Source organism: Pseudomonas sp. HAR-UPW-AIA-41 (assembly GCF_002304225.1).
Lineage (GTDB): Bacteria > Pseudomonadota > Gammaproteobacteria > Pseudomonadales > Pseudomonadaceae > Aquipseudomonas.
On record NZ_NSLB01000007.1, the window covers coordinates 80,818 to 99,349 of the forward strand.

18 protein-coding genes are annotated in these 18,532 nt (G+C 60.9%); 8 read left to right on the top strand and 10 right to left on the bottom strand.

Annotated elements, in window-relative coordinates; genetic code table 11:
* The first annotated feature begins 31 nt into the window (after positions 1-31).
* The 3 genes from CK486_RS14055 (at position 32) to CK486_RS14065 (ending at position 4,484) form a co-directional block, all read left to right on the top strand.
* Positions 32-2,008, top strand: a complete 1,977-nt coding sequence (locus CK486_RS14055; RefSeq protein WP_095940936.1) for a hypothetical protein — start codon at positions 32-34, stop codon at positions 2,006-2,008.
* A 458-nt stretch (positions 2,009-2,466) separates the two neighbouring features.
* On the top strand, positions 2,467-3,693 hold the full coding sequence (locus CK486_RS14060; RefSeq protein ID WP_095941013.1) for a sel1 repeat family protein: 1,227 nt from the start codon (positions 2,467-2,469) through the stop codon (positions 3,691-3,693).
* Complete coding sequence (locus tag CK486_RS14065) at positions 3,690-4,484, top strand: NYN domain-containing protein (protein ID WP_095940937.1); 795 nt, start codon at positions 3,690-3,692, stop codon at positions 4,482-4,484. The genes CK486_RS14060 and CK486_RS14065 overlap by 4 nt, the downstream gene beginning before the upstream one ends.
* Before the next feature lie 335 nt (positions 4,485-4,819).
* On the opposite strand, the gene CK486_RS14070 is transcribed toward CK486_RS14065, so the two are convergent.
* From CK486_RS14070 to glyQ, 5 genes are all read right to left on the bottom strand, one after another.
* A complete protein-coding gene (locus tag CK486_RS14070; RefSeq protein WP_095940938.1) occupies positions 4,820-5,008 on the bottom strand; it encodes a hypothetical protein in 189 nt (62 codons plus the stop codon).
* Positions 5,009-5,255: 247 nt separating this feature from the next.
* Positions 5,256-6,038 carry a 1-acyl-sn-glycerol-3-phosphate acyltransferase gene (locus CK486_RS14075; protein WP_095940939.1) on the bottom strand — a complete coding sequence of 261 codons (783 nt, stop codon included), beginning with the start codon at positions 6,036-6,038 and terminating at the stop codon, positions 5,256-5,258.
* 9 nt (positions 6,039-6,047) lie between these two features.
* Positions 6,048-6,578, bottom strand: coding sequence for a D-glycero-beta-D-manno-heptose 1,7-bisphosphate 7-phosphatase (gene gmhB, locus CK486_RS14080; protein ID WP_095940940.1), 531 nt, complete (start codon positions 6,576-6,578; stop codon positions 6,048-6,050).
* A 47-nt stretch (positions 6,579-6,625) separates the two neighbouring features.
* Positions 6,626-8,680, bottom strand: a complete 2,055-nt coding sequence (gene glyS, locus CK486_RS14085) for a glycine--tRNA ligase subunit beta (protein ID WP_095940941.1) — start codon at positions 8,678-8,680, stop codon at positions 6,626-6,628.
* Positions 8,677-9,624, bottom strand: coding sequence for a glycine--tRNA ligase subunit alpha (gene glyQ / locus CK486_RS14090; RefSeq protein ID WP_095941014.1), 948 nt, complete (start codon positions 9,622-9,624; stop codon positions 8,677-8,679). The genes glyS and glyQ overlap by 4 nt, the downstream gene beginning before the upstream one ends.
* Positions 9,625-9,705: 81 nt before the next feature.
* Here glyQ and CK486_RS14095 point away from each other — a divergent pair, with 81 nt between their 5' ends.
* Genes CK486_RS14095 through CK486_RS14105 form a run of 3 tightly spaced genes read left to right on the top strand, consistent with a single transcriptional unit; the run spans position 9,706 to position 11,530 of the window.
* Entirely contained in the window at positions 9,706-10,263 is a 558-nt protein-coding gene (locus tag CK486_RS14095) for a DNA-3-methyladenine glycosylase I (protein WP_095940942.1), read from the top strand.
* A gap of 56 nt (positions 10,264-10,319) precedes the next feature.
* Positions 10,320-11,207, top strand: coding sequence for a lysophospholipid acyltransferase (locus CK486_RS14100; protein ID WP_095940943.1), 888 nt, complete (start codon positions 10,320-10,322; stop codon positions 11,205-11,207).
* Positions 11,208-11,260: 53 nt separating this feature from the next.
* The gene (locus CK486_RS14105) at positions 11,261-11,530 is read left to right on the top strand and encodes a PilZ domain-containing protein (RefSeq protein WP_095940944.1); all 270 of its coding nucleotides are present in this window, start codon (positions 11,261-11,263) and stop codon (positions 11,528-11,530) included.
* Here CK486_RS14105 and CK486_RS14110 read toward each other — a convergent pair whose 3' ends face one another.
* Genes CK486_RS14110 through def form a run of 5 tightly spaced genes read right to left on the bottom strand, consistent with a single transcriptional unit; the run spans position 11,531 to position 16,069 of the window.
* The gene (locus tag CK486_RS14110) at positions 11,531-11,848 is read right to left on the bottom strand and encodes a tetratricopeptide repeat protein (protein ID WP_095940945.1); all 318 of its coding nucleotides are present in this window, start codon (positions 11,846-11,848) and stop codon (positions 11,531-11,533) included.
* Positions 11,849-11,873: 25 nt separating this feature from the next.
* Positions 11,874-13,247: a Trk system potassium transporter TrkA gene (trkA, locus tag CK486_RS14115; RefSeq protein ID WP_095940946.1), complete on the bottom strand. Its 1,374-nt coding sequence runs from the start codon at positions 13,245-13,247 to the stop codon at positions 11,874-11,876.
* Positions 13,248-13,259: 12 nt separating this feature from the next.
* Positions 13,260-14,573, bottom strand: coding sequence for a 16S rRNA (cytosine(967)-C(5))-methyltransferase RsmB (gene rsmB / locus CK486_RS14120; protein WP_095940947.1), 1,314 nt, complete (start codon positions 14,571-14,573; stop codon positions 13,260-13,262).
* Positions 14,570-15,502 (bottom strand): methionyl-tRNA formyltransferase, encoded by a 933-nt coding sequence (gene fmt, locus CK486_RS14125; RefSeq protein ID WP_095940948.1) that lies wholly within the window; start codon positions 15,500-15,502, stop codon positions 14,570-14,572. The genes rsmB and fmt overlap by 4 nt, the downstream gene beginning before the upstream one ends.
* A gap of 60 nt (positions 15,503-15,562) precedes the next feature.
* Positions 15,563-16,069 (bottom strand): peptide deformylase, encoded by a 507-nt coding sequence (gene def, locus CK486_RS14130; RefSeq protein ID WP_095940949.1) that lies wholly within the window; start codon positions 16,067-16,069, stop codon positions 15,563-15,565.
* 131 nt (positions 16,070-16,200) lie between these two features.
* Between def and CK486_RS14135 the strand changes: the two genes are divergently transcribed.
* Both CK486_RS14135 and dprA read left to right on the top strand, forming a co-directional pair.
* Positions 16,201-17,226, top strand: a complete 1,026-nt coding sequence (locus CK486_RS14135; RefSeq protein ID WP_095940950.1) for a LysM peptidoglycan-binding domain-containing protein — start codon at positions 16,201-16,203, stop codon at positions 17,224-17,226.
* Between the two features lie 100 nt (positions 17,227-17,326).
* Positions 17,327-18,412 (top strand): DNA-processing protein DprA, encoded by a 1,086-nt coding sequence (dprA, locus tag CK486_RS14140; RefSeq protein WP_095940951.1) that lies wholly within the window; start codon positions 17,327-17,329, stop codon positions 18,410-18,412.
* Positions 18,413-18,532: the final 120 nt, after the last annotated feature.

The window sequence follows — 18,532 nt, forward strand, 5'->3', positions numbered from 1 at the left end:
GATCTGATCCCCGGTCTTCTAGGAGAGAGTTATGGCAAGAAAAGCCGAATCGAATGGCGTGAAAGAAACTTTAATACGCCTATTTGGGCATGACGATGATCGCAGCCTGCTTGCCAAGCTCGCGGGCAGGGATCCTCTCAAGCAGCATCGACTCGACCCCGATAGTGGGTCGAATGTTTTCAAGCGCTCTACGGAGTGCGACAACCTGATCAAGAACCTTCTGGCATTGGATGCGGTGTTCAACAGCCAGGATATGGTTTGTGAGCTGGCCGAAAGCCAGGTTTCGTCAGCGAAGTTGCATCAGGAGATTGAGCGAGCTAGGGCGCGTCTTGAGCAGAAATTGCATGCCTATAGCTATTGGGTCGACCGGCTTAGCTCACTGGAAAAGGTACTCAGGGAGCAGTCGTCACTTGAAGACTTTGTCTTGGAAGACCGACTGTTGGCAGATAGTCAGGTGAGTACAGTCGGCAAGGGAACGCCCTATGCGCTGCGGGCCGTTCAGTTGTTGGAGCGGGTTGAGGAGCAAGGGCGTAGTTCTCTACTCAGTCCAGATCAGCTCAATGAGAAAGCCTGGGCGCTCTATCGATTAGGGTTGGCCGAGCAGGCGGTGGCGGTGGCTCGACAAGCCGTTGAAGTAGATGCGGAGCATTCGGAGGCTTGGATGCTTCTGGCGATTTGCTGCATCAATGATAAGCGCGCTGCTGATCAGGAGGTGGCGCGCTACAAATTCCAGAGAGAAGAAGCTGAGCCATTGTCTGGCCACGAGCATTGGGCCGCGGAAATGCGAGATATGGCAGAAGACCGTCGTGCCAAAGCACTGGCTGACCATCGCGCTGTCGTGTTTCCAGCATTGCTCTACTGGCCACGAGATCTCGAAAACCCCTACCGACGTTATCGGTATCGTGAGAATTACGAGCAGATCCGCAACTGGTGTATCGACTGGTTGTATTCCCTCTTACTGCCCGACAGCGGCTGTCTTCCGTCAGATGTGGATAGGCAGCTTGCCTATGAGGCTAATGGGCTGGCGCCGGAGTTCGTCTGGCAGGAGAAGCTGAGCCCGTACTCCGCTCGTTGGAGGGTGCGCGGAGAGCGTGCCCACGGGCTGAGGGAACTTGAAATTCAGGTGGCGGAACGGATCTGTCGGGAATGGGAGGAGCTGATCGGGAGGCATGAAGACTTCGCCTTTTTCCAGAGAAGCCTGTTGGAGCCGAGCAGGCGATTCCTCAAGCTTAAGCTTTTGCACATTCATTATGTGCTGGGTCTGTCCGGCTACGAGGTGCTGCGGCAGCGTTTTCACGAGGATCTCAGATACCTACGTTGGGGGGATTTATCGGCCATCCTGCATCAGCCATCACTGTTTCAGACGCTGACCACGCATTGTGCGGGAGCGGGCTTGGAGGAGTTGATTCGCCGGTTCGATAGCTTGGTAGAGCAGGTAGCCCAAGAGCAGAGGGGGGATTTTGTTTTTCTGAAGTCCAACCTGCTTTGCCGGGAGTACCACCACGGTTTCGTGCGAGGTGAATTTGCTGGCTGCCTGCGCGTGGCCCAGGAGGCCCAGGCCTTCTTGGCTTCATCGGTGGGTTTTGACTCCCATCAGTTGGGCTTTCGCGAAAATGGACAGAGCAACATTTTGCTCAGTTTGAAACACTGGAAATACATGGAGCTACGCGCCGCAATTGAGATCGCCCGAGAGTCAGCGGAAGCGCAGCAAGCCCTGCTGTCTGTGGCCCAACCGGCGCAATATTTTGCCGATGAGGCTGACTACCTGATCCATGAGTTTGCGGATATCGAGGGGGTGGTCGACGAGTGGTACGAAGCCCCATATGGCGAATCGATCCTGACCAGTGGCGAGTGGATGCAGGCGGTTGAGGCACTGTTGAAAGCTGACATCTATTCCGACCAAGAGATGGCTTTGCGCGCGAGGGAGCTGCTGGCGCAGCTAGCTCCTCTCGTTGTCAAGAAACACGAGGTCTGGAGTCTGAACGACTACTGGAGGACTGCGGACTGACTGCTGACCAAGCATCTTCCGTGGGTATATGAGTCGGGCGGTGCCGCTTTCTGGGCGGCTCCATCACACGCCGAGTCAGTCATGCACACCATTCAAGCAATTCTATCCAGTTGCGTAGCTGGTGATGAGTGTTTGCTCAACAGTGTGGCCAGAGGGCAAGAGTTCGTCTTTGACACGCAGGGGCAGGATGCCCCTGTCCAGTGTTTTTCACTGCTGGAAGCCGGCTCCTCCAGCAGTGAAATAGTGTCTAGCGAGTCGGCTGACGCAGCGCTCGACTTTGCGACAGATTGCTAGCTAGAATCTGATGCAGGCGCCCGCCCAACTTGCACACGAGTTAAAAAAGGCTTCGTATTCCCTCGATTCATATCTCTCTAGCTGAGAAACCCTTCCAAGCCTGGATGTCCGGGGCTTAAACGTGTGCCGTTCGCTCCGTACGTCAGGCGATGGGGATTGGTTTCATGGCTATCAAAGAACTCGTCTACGCCACCAAGCAACAGCTTGATTCTGTTACTCAGCAGTCATTTCGCCACTCGCATATCTATGAGCTATTTGCCGCGAGCTTTGGGTTCAATACCCGTGCCTCGTTGGATGCGACGCACCTCATGGCTGTAATGCAGCGCCCGCAAGAGCCTGTAGCTTCCTCTTTGGCAACACTTCACCGTCGATTAGTCGAGTTGGGTTATCAGTCGGTTGCTGACACGGCTGGAGAGGCCTTACTCAGCATGATTGCTGGTCAGCGCCTGGGGGTTATCTCTGTTGAGTCCGTCATAGATGCTCTGCAAGAGGATAGTTGGGCATATCCAGAAGAGTGGTTTGAGGTTGATGAGGACGAGGATGAGCATGAGGCCTCGGAGGCTGAGCCAGCAGGCAATTCGACACCGTCACTCGACCACGAAAAACTCGCATTGTTGATTGACGGGCTGAGCGGTGCGGCTTCGAGAGGAAGCGCGGTGGCTCACTACGCTTTGGCACATATATATAGAGGCGCCGGCCTCAGCGAAAAGGAGGGCTCCTCTTATTGGTACTCGCTGATGGAGCAGGGACGTGATCTTGATGGGGTGCAGCTCGAATGGGCGATGGCCTACAAGACTCAGCTGCTTAATGCCGAGCGGGAAGCACTTCATCTCAATGAGGCTGCACGTCTGGGATGGGCAGATGCCAGATTGGATCTTGCTTTTGATAAGGCGCAGCTTGCAGTACATCAGGGAGACCATGAGGAAGCTGAGCACTGGTTCAAGGAGGCCGCAGGTTTAGGCGATGTCGAGGCGATGCGCTCTTTAGCCTGGCTGGCTCAAGAGGCCGATGACCATGCCTCCGCAAGGCATTGGAAACATCAGGCCGCTCTGCATGGTGACGTCGATGCAATGCGTGGTTTGATCGATGAAGACGACCGGGACAACCTATTCCAGAGCTGGGTCTGGGTTTACCTTGCCGAGCATCTGGGTACCGATCTGCGCAAGAGTACGCTGCGGGCATACCATGATGGTGGCATGTACGCAGACCAAGAGTACGACGATGATCAAGGTGGCCCGCTCTATGTCGCTGGCGATGAGGGCGTAAGGCTTGCTCCATTAAGTGCTGCTGAGGAGGAAAAGGCCAAGAAACAGGCGGCAGAATTGTTCAGCAATATTGGATCTGAGGGCGCGTTGGACTGGATGCCCACTGCTAGAGGGAGTTTCGTATGAGTGGCCAGCAACAGAGTTTGAATGTTGCCATGTTCATTGATGCTGACAATGCGCCAAGCCGCAAGATAGGTGACGTGCTCGCTGAACTCGCTTCCTATGGCTCGGTGTCTATTCGCCGGGCCTACGGCAACTGGAAGAACCCATGCCTGGATCCGTGGGGCAAAGTGCTGCACGAGCATGCAATACAGCCTATTCAGCAGTTCGATCTGGTTAAAGGTAAGAATGCGACGGACATGGCCATGGCTGTTGATGCCATGGATGTACTGTTCAATAAACCAGTCGATGTCTTCTGCTTGGTTTCGTCGGACTGTGACTTCACCCCACTGGTCATGCGGCTTCGGGCCGAAGGCAAGCAGGTTGTGGGCTTTGGTGAACGCAAAACGCCTGAGCCTTTCGTAAATGCGTGCTCGCGGTTTTTGTATGTTGATCAACCAGATATTGCTGATGAGCAGGTCGGTGCTCTGATCACGTATTTGGAAAAGAGCTTGGCTGCTGAAAGCTCGGAGCTCGTACCTGCTCCGGTGAGGAAAACAGGTAAGGAGCTCAAGGGGGATACCAGGCTAATGAATCTGCTGCGCAACGCGGTCGCATATGCAGAGAGTGAGGATGGTTGGGCTTCTTTGGCAACCGTGGGTAGTCGGATCGGTAATCAGGCTTCGTTCGATGCCCGGAACTATGGTTATCCACGGCTGGTAGACCTTTTTGCGGCCATTGATCTTTTCGAGATGAAGCGAGTCAACAATCACCCTCAAATTAGGTACAAGAGGCGATCTGCTACTTCAGTGGCCTGACCTTTTCGCTGAGACAACATGTATCCGCTATAGCGAATGGCTTACATGGCTTGGCGCTATTAACCGCTTCTTGTATAGCCTAGTGGTCACTAAGCTAGGATCACCCACTGAGCAACGGACTTGCTCGGCATCATGGATGATTGACCATTGCTAGGACGCATCGACAGGATGTTGAATGGTCAGGAAAGAACCCGCTTCGGCGGGTTTTTTGTTGCCTGAAAAAGGTGTGCGCACGTGGCACATTTCTCAGTCCGCTGCGTTGCTAGGCGTGATCAGGCCGTTGTGCGCCAGGCAGGGAGTTTGAGTCCGAAAACCCACGACGGATGGGGCTTCCATCAGCCGGCTTTCCTCTCTAATCTGAGCTTCATTGACAGGATGTCAATCCAAGCCGCCACGCTCAGGAGGCGGTTTTCCCCGTTTGTAGTGCCTTTTTGCGGGGGCTTACGGAAAATGCCATTTATTGCGGTAATTTCGGCGGAAAATGCCAGTTTATATGGCTCAATCATGCCAATAATGGTGCCCATTATTTTTCGTAAGTCATTGATTTAATTGGGTTTGCCTGTAGTTCTGAATGCCAGTTTTGTTGCCCGTCGACAGATTGGCGCTGCAAATAGAAACCGGCCTTGAATGGCCGGTTTTTTTATTCCTGAAAAGACTTATGCACTTTCCAGCTGTTACAGACGCTTGATGGAAAAGCTTTTAACTTCAGTACCTTGTTTCAGGTAATAGCACTTTGCCGGTTTTTCCTGCACAGGTTATCCACAAGCAGTTTCAGACGCTGCCGGCCAGTTCCTCTTCCCGTTCGGGTGACGTCTCTGGCTGATAGCCATCGATACGCTGCTGCTGCTCGGCAACCCAGTGCTGGGCTCGGTCGTTGAGCTCGGCTATGGCGCGTGGGCCTGTTCCGCTGGCGTGCATCAGCGGGCCGATGACCACCTGCACGGTTCCTGGTGTTTTACCCCAGCCATGCTTGGGCCAGCAGCGACCGGCATTGTGGGCAATCGGCAAAACGGGCAGACCAGCGTTCACCGCCAGTGCCGCGCCGCTGCGGGAGAACTTGCCCATCTGCCCCGAAGGCACGCGGGTCCCTTCGGGGAAAATCAGCACCCAGGCGCCCTTTTGCAGACACTCATGGCCACGTTGTGCGACCTGCTTGAGGGCTGCCTTGGGATTGCTGCGGTCGATGGCAATGGGTTTGAGCATGGCCATGGCCCAGCCGAAGAACGGCACGTAGAGCAGCTCGCGCTTGACCACTTGCGAGAGTGGTTCGAACAGGGCGGACAGGTAGAAGGTTTCCCAGGTGCTCTGGTGCTTGGCCAGAATCACGCAGGGTTGCGCCGGGATGTTCTCCAGGCCACTGACTTCGTAGCGGATACCGACGATAACCTTGCTCAGCCATACGGCGCAGTGGCACCAGGCCTGGTTGACCAGGCGGTAGCGTGCGCGGAACGGCAGGAAGGGCGCGATGAAGACGCAGAGGGTGCACCAGATCAGCGAGCTGGATGACAGCAGCAGGTAGAAGAGAAAAACTCGTATCGCCTGCAATGCTGTCATGGTGCGTCCTTAGTCGAGCAAGTGAGCGGCAACTGCCGCCAGATCATCGAATATCAATGTGCGCTCCGGCAAGCCTTTGGCCAGGGTGCGCAGGCCTTTGCCGGTCTTTACCAGAACCGGCTGACAGTGGACGGCCAGGGCCGCGTCAAGGTCACCTCGGCTGTCACCGACAAACCACAGTCCGGTGAGGTCGGCGTCATAGTGAGCGGCGATCTGTTCCAGCATGCCGGGCAGCGGTTTGCGGCAGGTGCAGCCATCGTCCGGCCCGTGCGGGCAATGAACGATCAGACCGACTTCACCGCCCTGCTCCGCCACCAGCTGGCGCAGGCGACTGTGCATCGATTCAAGGGTGGCTTCGTTGTAATAGCCGCGCGCCAGCCCAGACTGGTTGGTGGCTACGGCCACGGTCCAGCCGGCCTTGCTCAGGCGGGCGATGGCGTCGATCGAGCCGGGGATGGGAGTCCACTCGTCGAGCGACTTGATGTAGGCGTCGGAGTCTTCATTGATGACGCCGTCGCGGTCGAGGATCAGCAGTTTCATGCAGTTACCCGAACCACCGGGCGGCCTGCAGCCGCCCGGTGTGCCCGTCAGCCCAGCAGGGAGATATCGGCGACGCCGAGGAACAGGCCACGCAGCTGGTTCAGCAGCGCCAGGCGGTTGGCCCGCACGGCCGCATCATCGGCGTTGACCAGAACCGCTTCGAAGAAGGCGTCCACCGGCTCACGCAGGCTGGCCAGCTGGGCCAGTGCCTCGCGGTAGCAGCGCGCGGCGGCCATTGGCGCCACGGCCTGGGCCGCAGCGGCTACGGCCTGTGCCAGAGCCTGCTCCGCACCGGCTTCCAGCAGGTTGCTGTTCAGCGTGGCTGGCAGCTCACCCTCGGCCTTGGCCAGGATGTTCGACACGCGCTTGTTGGCGGCGGCCAGGGCAGCAGCCTCCGGTAGCTGGCGAAACGCCTGCACGGCCTGCACGCGCTGATCGAAGTCCAGCGGCGCGGCCGGGCTCAGTGCACGTACGGCCTGGTACACGGCCACGTCGACACCTTCGTCTTCGTAGCGGGCGCGCAGGCGGTCGAAGATGAAGTCCAGCACCTGCTGGGCCAGCCCTTCGGCCTTGACCTTGTCTCCATACAGGCCGATGGCGAAAGCCACGGCTTCCACCAGATCCAGATCAAGCTGCTTCTCGATCAGGATGCGCAGCACGCCCAGCGCGGCACGGCGCAGGGCGTAGGGGTCCTTGGAACCGGTCGGCAGCATACCGATGCCGAAGATACCGACCAGGGTGTCCAGCTTGTCGGCCACGGCCACGGCGGCGCCGGTCAGCGTGCTCGGCAGTTCGGCCCCTGCCCCGCGCGGCATGTACTGCTCGTTGAGGGCCTGCGCCACGTCGTCGGCTTCGCCATCGTGCTTGGCGTAGTAGTAACCGGCGATACCCTGCATTTCCGGGAATTCACCGACCATCTCGCTGGCCAGGTCGCACTTGGACAGGATACCGGCACGAGCCGCGCGGGTGGCATCGCCACCGATGCGCTCGGCAATAAAGCCGGCCAACTTCGAGACTCTTTCGGCCTTATTGAACACGCTGCCCAGCTGAGCCTGGAACACCACATTGGCCAGGCGCTCGTTGCGCTTTTCCAGCGGCTGGCGCTTGTCCTGCTTGAAGAAGAACTCGGCGTCGGTGAGGCGCGGACGAACCACTTTCTCGTTGCCGGCGACGATCTGCGCCGGGTCTTTCGACTCGATGTTGGCCACGGTGATGAAGCGCGGCAGCAGCTTGCCGTTGCCGTCCAGCAGGCAGAAGTACTTCTGGTTGTCCTGCATGGTGGTGATCAGGGCTTCCTGCGGCACTTCGAGGAAACGTTCTTCGAACGAACAGACCAGCGGCACCGGCCATTCGACCAGTGCGGCCACTTCATCCAGCAGCGCCGGCGGCACGATGGCGGTGCCGTTCTCGGCCTTGGCCAGTTCCTCGACGCGGGCGGCGATCTGCTCGCGGCGCTTGGCAAAGTCGGCAACCACGAAGGCGCCACGTAGGTCATGGGAGTAGCTGGCGGCGCTTTCGATCACCACGTCGTAGTTGGCGTGGAAACGATGGCCACGGGACATACGGCCGGCCTTCTGCGCGAGAATTTCGCAATCGACCACATGGTGACCGAACAGCATTACCAGCCACTGGGTCGGGCGAACGAACTCTTCCTTGCGTGCAGCCCAGCGCATGCGCTTGGGGATAGGCAGATCATTCAGTGCGGCTTCAACGATGCCCGGCAGCAGACTGACGGTGCTCTGCCCGGCGATCGACTGGCTGAATTTCAGCTTGGGGCCACTCTGGTCGATCTGGCTCAGCTCGACACCGCACTTCTTGGCAAAGCCGAGGGCCGCCTGGGTCGGGTTGCCGTCCTTGTCGAAGGCGGCCTGCACGGGCGGTCCGTCGAGATTGACGGTGCGGTCCGGCTGCTGGCTGGCCAGCTCGTCGACATGCACGGCCAGGCGGCGAGGAGCAGCATAGTAGCGGGCGCTCTGATAGCTCAGGCCGGCGGCCTTGAGACCCATTTCGACGCCAGCCAGAAAGGCTTCGCCGAGGCTCTTTAGAGCCTTGGGTGGCAGCTCTTCGGTGCCCAGTTCAACCAGGAAATCATGTGCACTCATTCTGCAATCTCCAGCTTGGCCAGTACTTCGTCACGCAGTTCGGGGGTGGCCATGGGGAAGCCGAGTTTGGCGCGGGCCAGCAGGTAGCTCTGGGCGATGTTCCGCGCCAGGGTGCGCACGCGCAGGATGTACTGCTGACGCGCGGTGACAGAGATGGCGCGGCGGGCATCCAGCAGGTTGAAGCTGTGCGAGGCCTTGATCACCATTTCATAGGCCGGCAGCGGCAGCTGCAGCTCCATCAGGCGGTTGGCCTCGGACTCGTAGAAGTCGAACAGGTCGAACAGCTTGTCGACGTTGGCGTGCTCGAAGTTGAAGGTGGACTGCTCCACTTCGTTCTGATGGAACACGTCGCCGTAGGTGACCTTGCCGAACGGGCCGTCGGAGTAGACCAGGTCATACACCGAGTCGACGCCCTGCAGGTACATGGCCAGACGCTCCAGACCGTAGGTGATCTCGCCGGTGACCGGGTAGCACTCGACGCCACCGACCTGCTGGAAGTAGGTGAACTGGGTGACTTCCATGCCGTTTAGCCAGACTTCCCAGCCCAGACCCCAGGCGCCGAGGGTCGGCGATTCCCAGTTGTCTTCGACGAAGCGGATGTCGTGCACCAGGGTGTCGACGCCGATGCGGCGCAGCGATTCGAGGTACAGGTCCTGGATGTTTTCCGGGTTCGGCTTCAGGACTACCTGGAATTGGTAGTAGTGCTGCAGGCGGTTAGGGTTCTCGCCGTAGCGGCCGTCGGCCGGGCGGCGTGAGGGCTGGACGTAGGCGGCGTTCCAGGTCTCAGGACCGATGGCGCGCAGGAAGGTGGCGGTATGGAAGGTGCCGGCACCCATTTCCATGTCGTAGGGCTGCAGGATCACGCAGCCCTGCTCGGCCCAGTAGCTTTGCAGGGCGAGGATCAATCCTTGGAAGGTGCTGACGTCAGGCGTAGTCTGGCTCACGAATTTCACCGGTATCGAGACGATGTCGTAAAACGCGGCAGTATACCCGATCAATTCTGCGCAATCCGCATGGAACGCCTTATGCCACGCTGCTTCTGGTGCACCGACGACCCGCTGTACATTGCCTACCACGATGAGGAGTGGGGAGTGCCGCTGCACGATCCGCAGCGCCTGTTCGAACTGCTGTTGCTGGAAGGCTTTCAGGCCGGCCTGTCATGGATCACGGTGCTGAAAAAGCGCGCGCGTTACCGCGAGGTGCTGTGGGGCTTCGATGCCGAGCGGCTGGCGCGGATGAGCGACGCGGAGATCGAGGAGCGCCTGCAGGACGCTGGCATCATCCGCAACCGCCTCAAGCTGCAGGCCGCGCGCCAGAACGCACGGGCCTGGCTGAAGCTGGAGGACCCGGTGGCGCTGCTCTGGTCGTTTGTCGGAGGTGTGCCGAAGATCAACCATTTTGCCGGGCGCGGCGAGGTTCCTGCTGTCACGCCGGAGGCCGAGGCCATGAGCAAGGCATTGAAGAAACTCGGCTTCACCTTTGTCGGCCCGACCATCTGTTATGCCTACATGCAGGCCGCCGGCATGGTCATGGATCACACCACCGATTGCGACCGTTATGCCGAACTGCTGGTCGGGCGCTGACAGCGCCTGGCAGATGGTTACAATGGCCGCCTTTGCCGTTTTGCCTGGAGTCCGCTGTGGATGATCTGAAAGGCCGCCTGGTGGTTGGCTTCCTCCGTCTGTTTGCCCTGTTGCCCTGGCGTGCCGTGCAGGCCGTGGGCAGTGCGATTGGCTGGTTGATGTGGAAGCTGCCCAACGGTTCGCGTCAGGTGGTGCGGGTCAATCTGGGCAAATGCTTCCCGGATATGTCGGCACAGGAGCGCGAGGCGCTGGTCGGGCAGACGCTCAAGGACATTGGCAAGACCCTGACCGAAAGCGCCTGTGCCTGGATCTGGCCGGCGCAGAAGTCGCTGGGTCTGATTCGTCAGGTCGAGGGTATGGAGGTGCTGCAGCAGGCGCTGCAGTCGGGCAAGGGCGTGGTGCTGATCAGCAGCCACCTGGGCAACTGGGAAATGCTCCTGCAGTACGTCTGCTCCCTGTGCCAGCCGAGCATTCTCTATCGCCCGCCGAAGCTCAAGGCGGTGGACGAGCTGCTGGTGCGCCAGCGCACGCAACTGGGCAACGAGCTGGCTCCCTCCACCCGTGAGGGCATCCTCAGCCTGGTCAAGCGGGTGCGCAACGGCGGCATTGCAGGGATTGCCGCGGACCCTGAGCCGAGCCGCAGCAGTGGCGTGTTCGTCCCCTTCTTCGGCGTGTCGACGCTGACCAGCAAATTCGTGCCATCACTGGTTCACGGGCACAAGGCGGTGGCGGTGTTCATGCATGCGCTGCGTCTGGCCGACGGCAGCGGTTACCGCGTGATTATCGAGGCTGCGCCGGAAGCACTCTATGGTGATGATGTCGAGCTGGCCGTGGCGGCGCTCAATCAGGGTATCGAGAAGCAGGTGCGGCAGGCTCCCAGCCAGTACATGTGGAGCATGAAACGCTTCAAGAAACGCCCAGACGGCGAGAAGAAGTGGTACTAACAAAACCTGCTTTAATGGAATAACCAGCAGTTCTAGGCCATAGCCGGAGGCGCATGACAAATCAACGAGGCAATCCGCGGACCCCGCTAAAGGTGAAGCTCAAGTTGGAGCATCCGCTGCATGGCGAGATGTTGGTCACCACTCGGGATATCTCCGATTGTGGGGTCTACATCTTGCTGGATCAGGCTCATTCTCTGCTCAAGGTGGGGGAGCAGGTCCGAGGGCAGGTGCAGGGACTGCCGATGGAGGCGCCCATTTTGCGCATGGCAGTCATTCGCGTCGAAACTCTTGGCGTAGGTTTGCGTTTTATTCAGGAAGCTTGATCAGGCGGGGAGCTGCCTATCCAGTCGGCGCAGGAACACCAGCATTTCCTTTTCGGTCTGCTTATCGCCACGCTGGCGGGCGATTTCCAGGCCATTCTCCCAGGCCAGACGCGCTTCGGCTTCCAGGCCCTGCTTGAGGCAGGCCTGCCCCAGCAGTTTCCAGGCTGCCGAATAGGCCGGGTCGAAACTCAGGCACTTCTGCAGGTGCTGCATGGCCAGCTCGGCCTCGCCTTCGTCGAGACAGGCCTTGCCCAGGCCAAAGCGCAGCAGCGAGTTGTCCACGCCGCGCGCCAGCATCTTTTCCAGTCCTTCGCGCATGCTTGCTCCTGAATAGCCGTGTTTGTCAGAAGAACGCCAGGCCCACCTGGAACAGACGCTCGACATCACGAATGTACTTCTTGTCGACCAGGAACAGGATCACATGGTCGCCAGATTCGATGCGGGTGTCGTCGTGGGCGATCAGCACTTCTTCGTCACGGATGATCGCGCCGATGGTGGTGCCGGGCGGCAGAGCGATGTCTTCGATCATGCGACCGACAACCTTGCTCGACTTGGCATCGCCATGGGCAATGGCTTCGATGGCCTCGGCTGCACCGCGGCGCAGCGAGTGCACGCTGACAATGTCGCCGCGGCGCACGTGGGCCAGCAGGGTGCCGATGGTGGCCAGCTGCGGGCTGATGGCGATGTCGATCTCGCCGCCCTGCACCAGGTCGACGTAGGCCGGGTTGTTGATCAGGGTCATCACCTTGCGCGCGCCCAGACGCTTCGCTAGCAGGGACGACATGATGTTGGCTTCGTCGTCGTTGGTCAGCGAGAGGAAGATGTCCGCCTCGTTGATGTTCTCTTCCACCAGCAGGTCGCGGTCGGAGGCACTGCCCTGCAGGACGATGGTGCTTTCCAGGCTTTCCGAGAGGTAGCGGCAGCGCGTCGGGCTCATCTCGATGATCTTTACCTGATAACGGCTTTCGATCGCCTCGGCCAGGCGCTCACCGATGTTGCCGCCACCGGCGATGACAATGCGCTTGTAGCTATCTTCCATGCGCCGCAGTTCGCTCATCACCGCGCGGATATGGGCCTTGGCGGCGATGAAGAACACTTCGTCGTCGGCCTCGATCACCGTGTCGCCTTGCGGCAGGATGGCCCGGCCGCGGCGGTAGATGGCCGCCACGCGGGTATCGACATTGGGCATGTGCTGGCGCAGCTGACGCAGTTCGTGGCCAACCAGCGGGCCGCCGTAATAGGCGCGCACGCCCACCAGCTGGGCCTTGCCCTCGGCGAAGTCGAGTACCTGCAGGGCACCGGGGTATTCGATCAGGCGCTTGATGTAGTTGGTCACCACCTGCTCCGGGCTGATCAGTACGTCGACCGGAATGGCTTCGTTGTCGAACAGGCCGCTGCGGGTCAGGTAGGCCGCTTCGCGTACCCGGGCGATCTTGGTTGGCGTGCTGAACAGGGTGTAGGCGACCTGGCAGGCGATCATGTTGACTTCGTCGCTGTTGGTCACCGCCACCAGCATATCGGCGTCATCGGCGCCGGCCTGGCGCAGCACGGTGGGAAAGGAGCCACGGCCGGCAACGGTGCGGATGTCCAGGCGGTCGCTGAGATTGCGCAGGCGCTCGGTATCGGTATCGACCACCGTGATGTCGTTGGCTTCGCTGGCCAGGTGTTCGGCCAGGGTTCCGCCGACCTGGCCGGCGCCGAGAATGATGATCTTCACGCAGTCACTCCGTCAGCCGCGTGGTGACGCGGCAATCTTGATCAGCTTGGCATAGTAGAAACCGTCGTGACCGCCGTCCTGCGGCAGCAACTGGCGGCCATGCGCCTGTTTCAGGCCAAAGGGCCCGGTGATGTCCAGCTCGCGCGCCCCGGGGGTGCGGGCGAGAAAGGCACCGATGTTGTCCGAGTTCTCCTGCGGCAGCACCGAACAGGTGGCGTACAGCAGGATGCCGCCCACTTCCAGGGTCGGCCACAGGGCGTCCAGCAGCTCGCCCTGCAGCTGAGTCAGGGCGGCGATGTCGCTCTCCTGGCGTGTCAGCTTGATGTCCGGGTGGCGGCGGATCACACCGGTGGCCGAACACGGCGCATCCAGCAGAATGCGTTGGAAGGGTTTGCCGTCCCACCAGACCTTGGTCTCACGACCGTCGGCGGCAATCAGCTCGGCATCCAGACCCAGACGGTCGAGATTGTCGCGCACCCGCGCCAGCCGGCTTTGTTCCAGGTCAATGGCGGTGACATGGCTGAGACCGGGTTCAGCTTCCAGCAGGTGGCAGGTCTTGCCGCCGGGCGCTGCGCAGGCATCCAGCACGCGCTGCCGTGGGGCCAGGTCGAGCAGGTCGGCAGCCAGTTGCGCGGCTTCATCCTGCACACTGACGCGCCCTTCCATGAAACCGGGCAAGGTTTTCACATCGCAGGCTTCGGGCAGGCGAATGCCATCGCGGCTGAAGGCACAGGGTTCGGCGGCAATGCCGGCGGCCTGAAGCTCGGCGAGGTACTGCTCGCGGCTGCCCTGACGGCGATTGACCCGCAGCAGCAACGGCGGGTGCTGATTGTTGGCCGCGCAGATGGCCTGCCACTGCTCAGGCCAGTCGGCCTTCAGGCGCTTTTGCAGCCAGCGTGGATGGGCTGTGTGCAGGACCGGATCGCGATCCAGTTCGGCGAGCAGGGCTTCATGCTCGCGCTGGGCCCGGCGCAGCACGGCGTTGAGCAGGCCTTTCAGCGAGCTTTTCTTCAGTTTGTCGACGCAGGCCACCGTCTCGCCGATGGCCGCGTGGGCGGGAATGCGGGTATGCAGCAGTTGATACAGACCCACCAGCAGCAGTGCCTCGACATCACGGTCGGCAGCCTTGAAGGGCTTCTGCAGCAGCTTGTCCATCAACAGGGCCAGACGCGGTTGCCAGCGGGCGGTGCCGAAGGCCAGATCCTGCGCCAGCGCGCGGTCACGCGGTTCAACCCTGTCCAGCAGTGGCGGCAGACTGCTGCCCAGTGAGGCCTTGCCGTTGAGGACGGCCGCCAGGGCGCGGGCGGCGGCCAGGCGGGGATTCATTGGCCGAGCACCAGGCCGGGAGCGAACTGCTCGCGGCGGCTGTTGTACAGGTCGGCAAAGGCCAGCGGCTTGCCACCAGGCAGCTGCAGGCGGGTCAGACGCAGGGCGCCTTCTCCGCAGGCGACGGTCAGGCCGTCCTTGCTGGTGGTGAGAATCTGTCCGGGCTGCCCGCTGCCCTCGCCCAGAGAGGCGGCCAGCACTTTCAGCGGCTCGCCGTTCAGCGTGCTGTGGCAGACCGGCCAGGGGTTGAAGGCACGTACCAGACGCTCCAGCTCGACGGCCGGACGACTCCAGTCGAGGCGAGCTTCGTCCTTGTTCAGCTTGTGTGCGTAGTTGGCCAGGCTGTCGTCCTGCACCTCACCCGTGAGGGTGCCAGCCGCCAGTGCGTCGACGGCCTGAATCACGGCCTGCGAGCCAAGCACGGCAAGGCGGTCATGCAGGCTGCCGCCGGTGTCGGTGGCGGCAATGGGCGTAGTCACCTTGAGCAGCATCGGGCCGGTATCCAGTCCGGCTTCCATCTGCATCACGGTGACGCCGCTTTCACTGTCACCCGCCTGCACGGCGCGCTGGATCGGCGCCGCGCCCCGCCAGCGCGGCAGCAGCGAGGCATGGCTGTTGATGCAGCCCAGACGCGGGGTGTCCAGCACCACCTGAGGCAGGATCAATCCATAGGCCACCACAACCATCAGGTCCGGTTGCAGCGCGGCCAGTTCGGCCTGTGCTTCCGGCGCCCGCAGGGTGGCGGGCTGGTACACCGCAATGCCGTGCTCGACGGCCAGTTGCTTGACCGGGCTGGGCATCAGCTTGTGGCCGCGGCCGGCCGGGCGATCCGGCTGGGTGTAGACGGCGATGACCTGATGCTGGGTGCCGAGCAGGGCCTTGAGGTGTTCGGCGGCGAACTCCGGGGTGCCAGCAAAGACGATACGCATGAATGACTCGCTACAGGAAAAGAAAAAGGCTTGCCGGAGCAAGCCTTTGGGGTTCGTGGATCAAGCTTGCAGACGGTGCTGTTTTTCCAGCTTCTTCTTGATCCGGTCACGCTTGAGGTTGGACAGGTAATCGACAAACAGCTTGCCGTTGAGGTGGTCGCACTCGTGCTGGATGCACACGGCCAGCAGGCCCTCGGCCACCAGCTCGAAAGGCTCGCCGTTGCGGTCCAGTGCCTTGATCCGCACCTTCTGCGGACGGTCGACATTCTCGTAGAAGCCAGGCACTGACAGACAGCCTTCCTGGTACTGGTCCATCTGTTCGGTCAGCGGTTCGAATTCCGGGTTGATGAACACCATGGGCTCGGATTTGTCCTCGGACAGGTCCATCACCACCAGACGCTTGTGCACATTGACCTGAGTCGCGGCCAGACCGATGCCGGGAGCGGCATACATGGTCTCGAACATGTCGTCGATCAGCTGGCGCAGGGCGTCGTCTACCACCTCGACCGGCTTGGCGATGGTCCGCAGGCGCGGGTCAGGAAACTCGAGGATGGTGAGGATGGCCATATGCGTTTGTGATGCACTTGTGGAATAAAGTCAAAATCCGCTGCTAAGATGATGAACAGCATTGAAAATGGGCTTCAAGCCGCATTCTTCGCGGCTTTCGGGCGCACCAACATAATAAAGGGATTCACCGCATGAGGAAATCACTACTCGCCCTGCTGCTCCTCGCCGCTGGCGGCCTGGCTCAGGCTCAGGTGCAGCTCAAAGAAGGTCATCCGGAGCGTTATACCGTGGTTCGCGGTGACACCCTCTGGGACATTTCCGGCAAGTTCCTCAGTGAGCCATGGAAGTGGCCGGAAATCTGGCACGCCAACCCGCAGGTGGAGAATCCCCATCTGATCTACCCGGGCGACACGCTGAATCTGGTGTACGTCGACGGCCAGCCGCGTCTGATGCTCAACCGCGGCGCCTCCCGCGGCACCATCAAACTGTCGCCGCAGGTGCGCAGCACGCCGATGGCGGAAGCGATTCCGACCATTCCGCTGGAGAAGATCAACAGCTTCCTGTTGAACAACCGCATCATTGACACTGCCGAAGCGTTCCAGGCCGCTCCTTATGTCGTGGCCGGCAACGCCGAACGTGTGATCAGCGGGGTGGGTGACCGTGTGTATGCGCGTGGCCAGTTCCCTGCCGGACCGTCGGTCTATGGCATCTATCGCCAGGGCAAGAGTTATATCGACCCCGAAACTCAGGAGTTTCTGGGCATCAATGCTGATGACATGGGCGCTGCCGAGCTGACGGCTACTGAGGGCGATATCGCCACCATGGTCATGCAGCGCTCCACTCAGGAAGTGCGCCTGGGGGATCGTCTCTTCCCAACCGAAGAGCGTGCGATCAATTCCACCTTCATGCCGAGTTCTCCCAGCCAGGACATCAAGGGCGTGATCGTCGATGTACCCCGTGGCGTCAGCCAGATTGGCACTTTCGACGTGGTTACCCTGAACAAGGGAAGCCGCGACGGCCTTGTCGAAGGCAATGTGCTGGCGGTGTACAAGACCGGTGAGACCGTGCGCGACCGCGTAACCGGTGAAATGGTCAAGGTGCCGGACGAGCGCGCCGGGCTGCTGATGGTGTTCCGCACTTACGAAAAGCTCAGCTATGGCCTTGTGCTCAAGGCTGTGCGGCAGCTTGAGGTCAACGACAAGGTGCGCAACCCCTGATCGATCAACCCCCGCCAAGTGCGGGGGTTTTTCTTTCTCCTGTAAATTTTCTCCCGCAACAATGCCTGCCCCGGCAGGTGGCCGATCAAGGATGATCGATATGGCTGCTCTCTCTCCGGCTGAGCTGGAAGCGCGTCTCCGTCTGCATGCCCTGCCGGCTATCGGCCCCCGGCGCATGTCCCGTCTGCTGGACGTATTTGGCAGTGCCAGTGCCGCGCTCAGTGCCCCTGCTTCCGCCTGGCGCTCATTGGGCTTGCCGGCCGAGGCGGCTGAACAGCGCCGCAGTTCCACTACCCGCGACAGTGCCGCCCACGCTCTGGCCTGGCTGGAACAGGCGGATCATCACCTGCTTTGTCTGCACGATCCTGATTACCCGGCGCTGCTGGCAGAGCTGACCGATGCCCCGCCGCTGCTGTTTGTGCAGGGCGATCCGGCTGTGCTGGAGCGCCCGCAGATCGCCATGGTCGGCAGTCGCCGGGCCTCCAGGCCGGGTCTGCAGAGTGCGGAGGCTTTTGCCCGCTGTCTGGCGCAGAGCGGTTTCGTCGTCACCAGTGGTCTGGCATTAGGCATCGATGGTGCGGCTCATCGAGGCGCTCTGACGGGTGGCCGGACGGTTGCGGTGCTCGGCACCGGCCTGCAGTGCCTGTATCCGCAGCGGCATGCCGGGCTGGCGGATGACATCGTGGGCGGAGGTGGTGCGCTGGTTTCCGAACTGCCGCTGGACTGTCCGCCGCAGGCGGCCAACTTTCCACGACGTAATCGTTTGATCAGCGGGCTGTCGCTCGGCGTGCTGGTGGTTGAGGCGTCGCCTTCCAGCGGTTCGCTGATCACGGCCCGCCTGGCCGCCGAGCAGGGGCGCGAGGTCTGGGCATTGCCCGGTTCGATTCATCATCCGGGCGCCCATGGTTGCCACCAGTTGATCCGTGAGGGGGCACAGCTGGTGGAGTCGGTGGCGCATATTCTGGAGAGCCTGCAGGGTTGGCAGGTGCCACTGGCGAGCGCCGAGGTGGTTGCGCCTGTGGCCGATCACCCACTGCTGAAGCTGTTGCGCGCCTCCCCGGCCAGCAGCGAGAGCCTGGCGCTCAGCAGCGGGCAGTCGTTATCGGAGGTGCTGGTGCAGCTGACCGAGCTGGAACTGGATGGTCTGATCGCCCGGGAGGGTAATCTCTGGTTGCCCTGTCGCTAGCAGGCTGTTGAAAAACTACCTGCGTTGCCATCGCAGCGTTAAAAACAGGCTCAGCAGGCCACTGGTGGCCAACGCACTTTAGTGCGGCCCCGAAGGGGCGAGCGTAGCGAGTTATGCTCA

Excerpts from the sequence above, each read along its gene's own strand:
- CK486_RS14055 (WP_095940936.1), top strand. The coding sequence starts at position 32 with ATGGCAAGAAAAGCCGAATCGAATGGCGTGAAAGAAACTTTAATACGC.
- CK486_RS14135 (WP_095940950.1), top strand. The coding sequence starts at position 16,201 with ATGAGGAAATCACTACTCGCCCTGCTGCTCCTCGCCGCTGGCGGCCTG.
- rsmB (WP_095940947.1), bottom strand. The coding sequence starts at position 14,573 with ATGAATCCCCGCCTGGCCGCCGCCCGCGCCCTGGCGGCCGTCCTCAAC.
- CK486_RS14105 (WP_095940944.1), top strand. The coding sequence starts at position 11,261 with ATGACAAATCAACGAGGCAATCCGCGGACCCCGCTAAAGGTGAAGCTC.
- CK486_RS14065 (WP_095940937.1), top strand. The coding sequence starts at position 3,690 with ATGAGTGGCCAGCAACAGAGTTTGAATGTTGCCATGTTCATTGATGCT.
- glyS (WP_095940941.1), bottom strand. The coding sequence starts at position 8,680 with ATGAGTGCACATGATTTCCTGGTTGAACTGGGCACCGAAGAGCTGCCA.
- CK486_RS14095 (WP_095940942.1), top strand. The coding sequence starts at position 9,706 with ATGCCACGCTGCTTCTGGTGCACCGACGACCCGCTGTACATTGCCTAC.
- CK486_RS14075 (WP_095940939.1), bottom strand. The coding sequence starts at position 6,038 with ATGACAGCATTGCAGGCGATACGAGTTTTTCTCTTCTACCTGCTGCTG.
- gmhB (WP_095940940.1), bottom strand. The coding sequence starts at position 6,578 with ATGAAACTGCTGATCCTCGACCGCGACGGCGTCATCAATGAAGACTCC.
- dprA (WP_095940951.1), top strand. The coding sequence starts at position 17,327 with ATGGCTGCTCTCTCTCCGGCTGAGCTGGAAGCGCGTCTCCGTCTGCAT.
- CK486_RS14070 (WP_095940938.1), bottom strand. The coding sequence starts at position 5,008 with ATGGGCACCATTATTGGCATGATTGAGCCATATAAACTGGCATTTTCC.
- fmt (WP_095940948.1), bottom strand. The coding sequence starts at position 15,502 with ATGCGTATCGTCTTTGCTGGCACCCCGGAGTTCGCCGCCGAACACCTC.
- def (WP_095940949.1), bottom strand. The coding sequence starts at position 16,069 with ATGGCCATCCTCACCATCCTCGAGTTTCCTGACCCGCGCCTGCGGACC.
- CK486_RS14110 (WP_095940945.1), bottom strand. The coding sequence starts at position 11,848 with ATGCGCGAAGGACTGGAAAAGATGCTGGCGCGCGGCGTGGACAACTCG.
- CK486_RS14060 (WP_095941013.1), top strand. The coding sequence starts at position 2,467 with ATGGCTATCAAAGAACTCGTCTACGCCACCAAGCAACAGCTTGATTCT.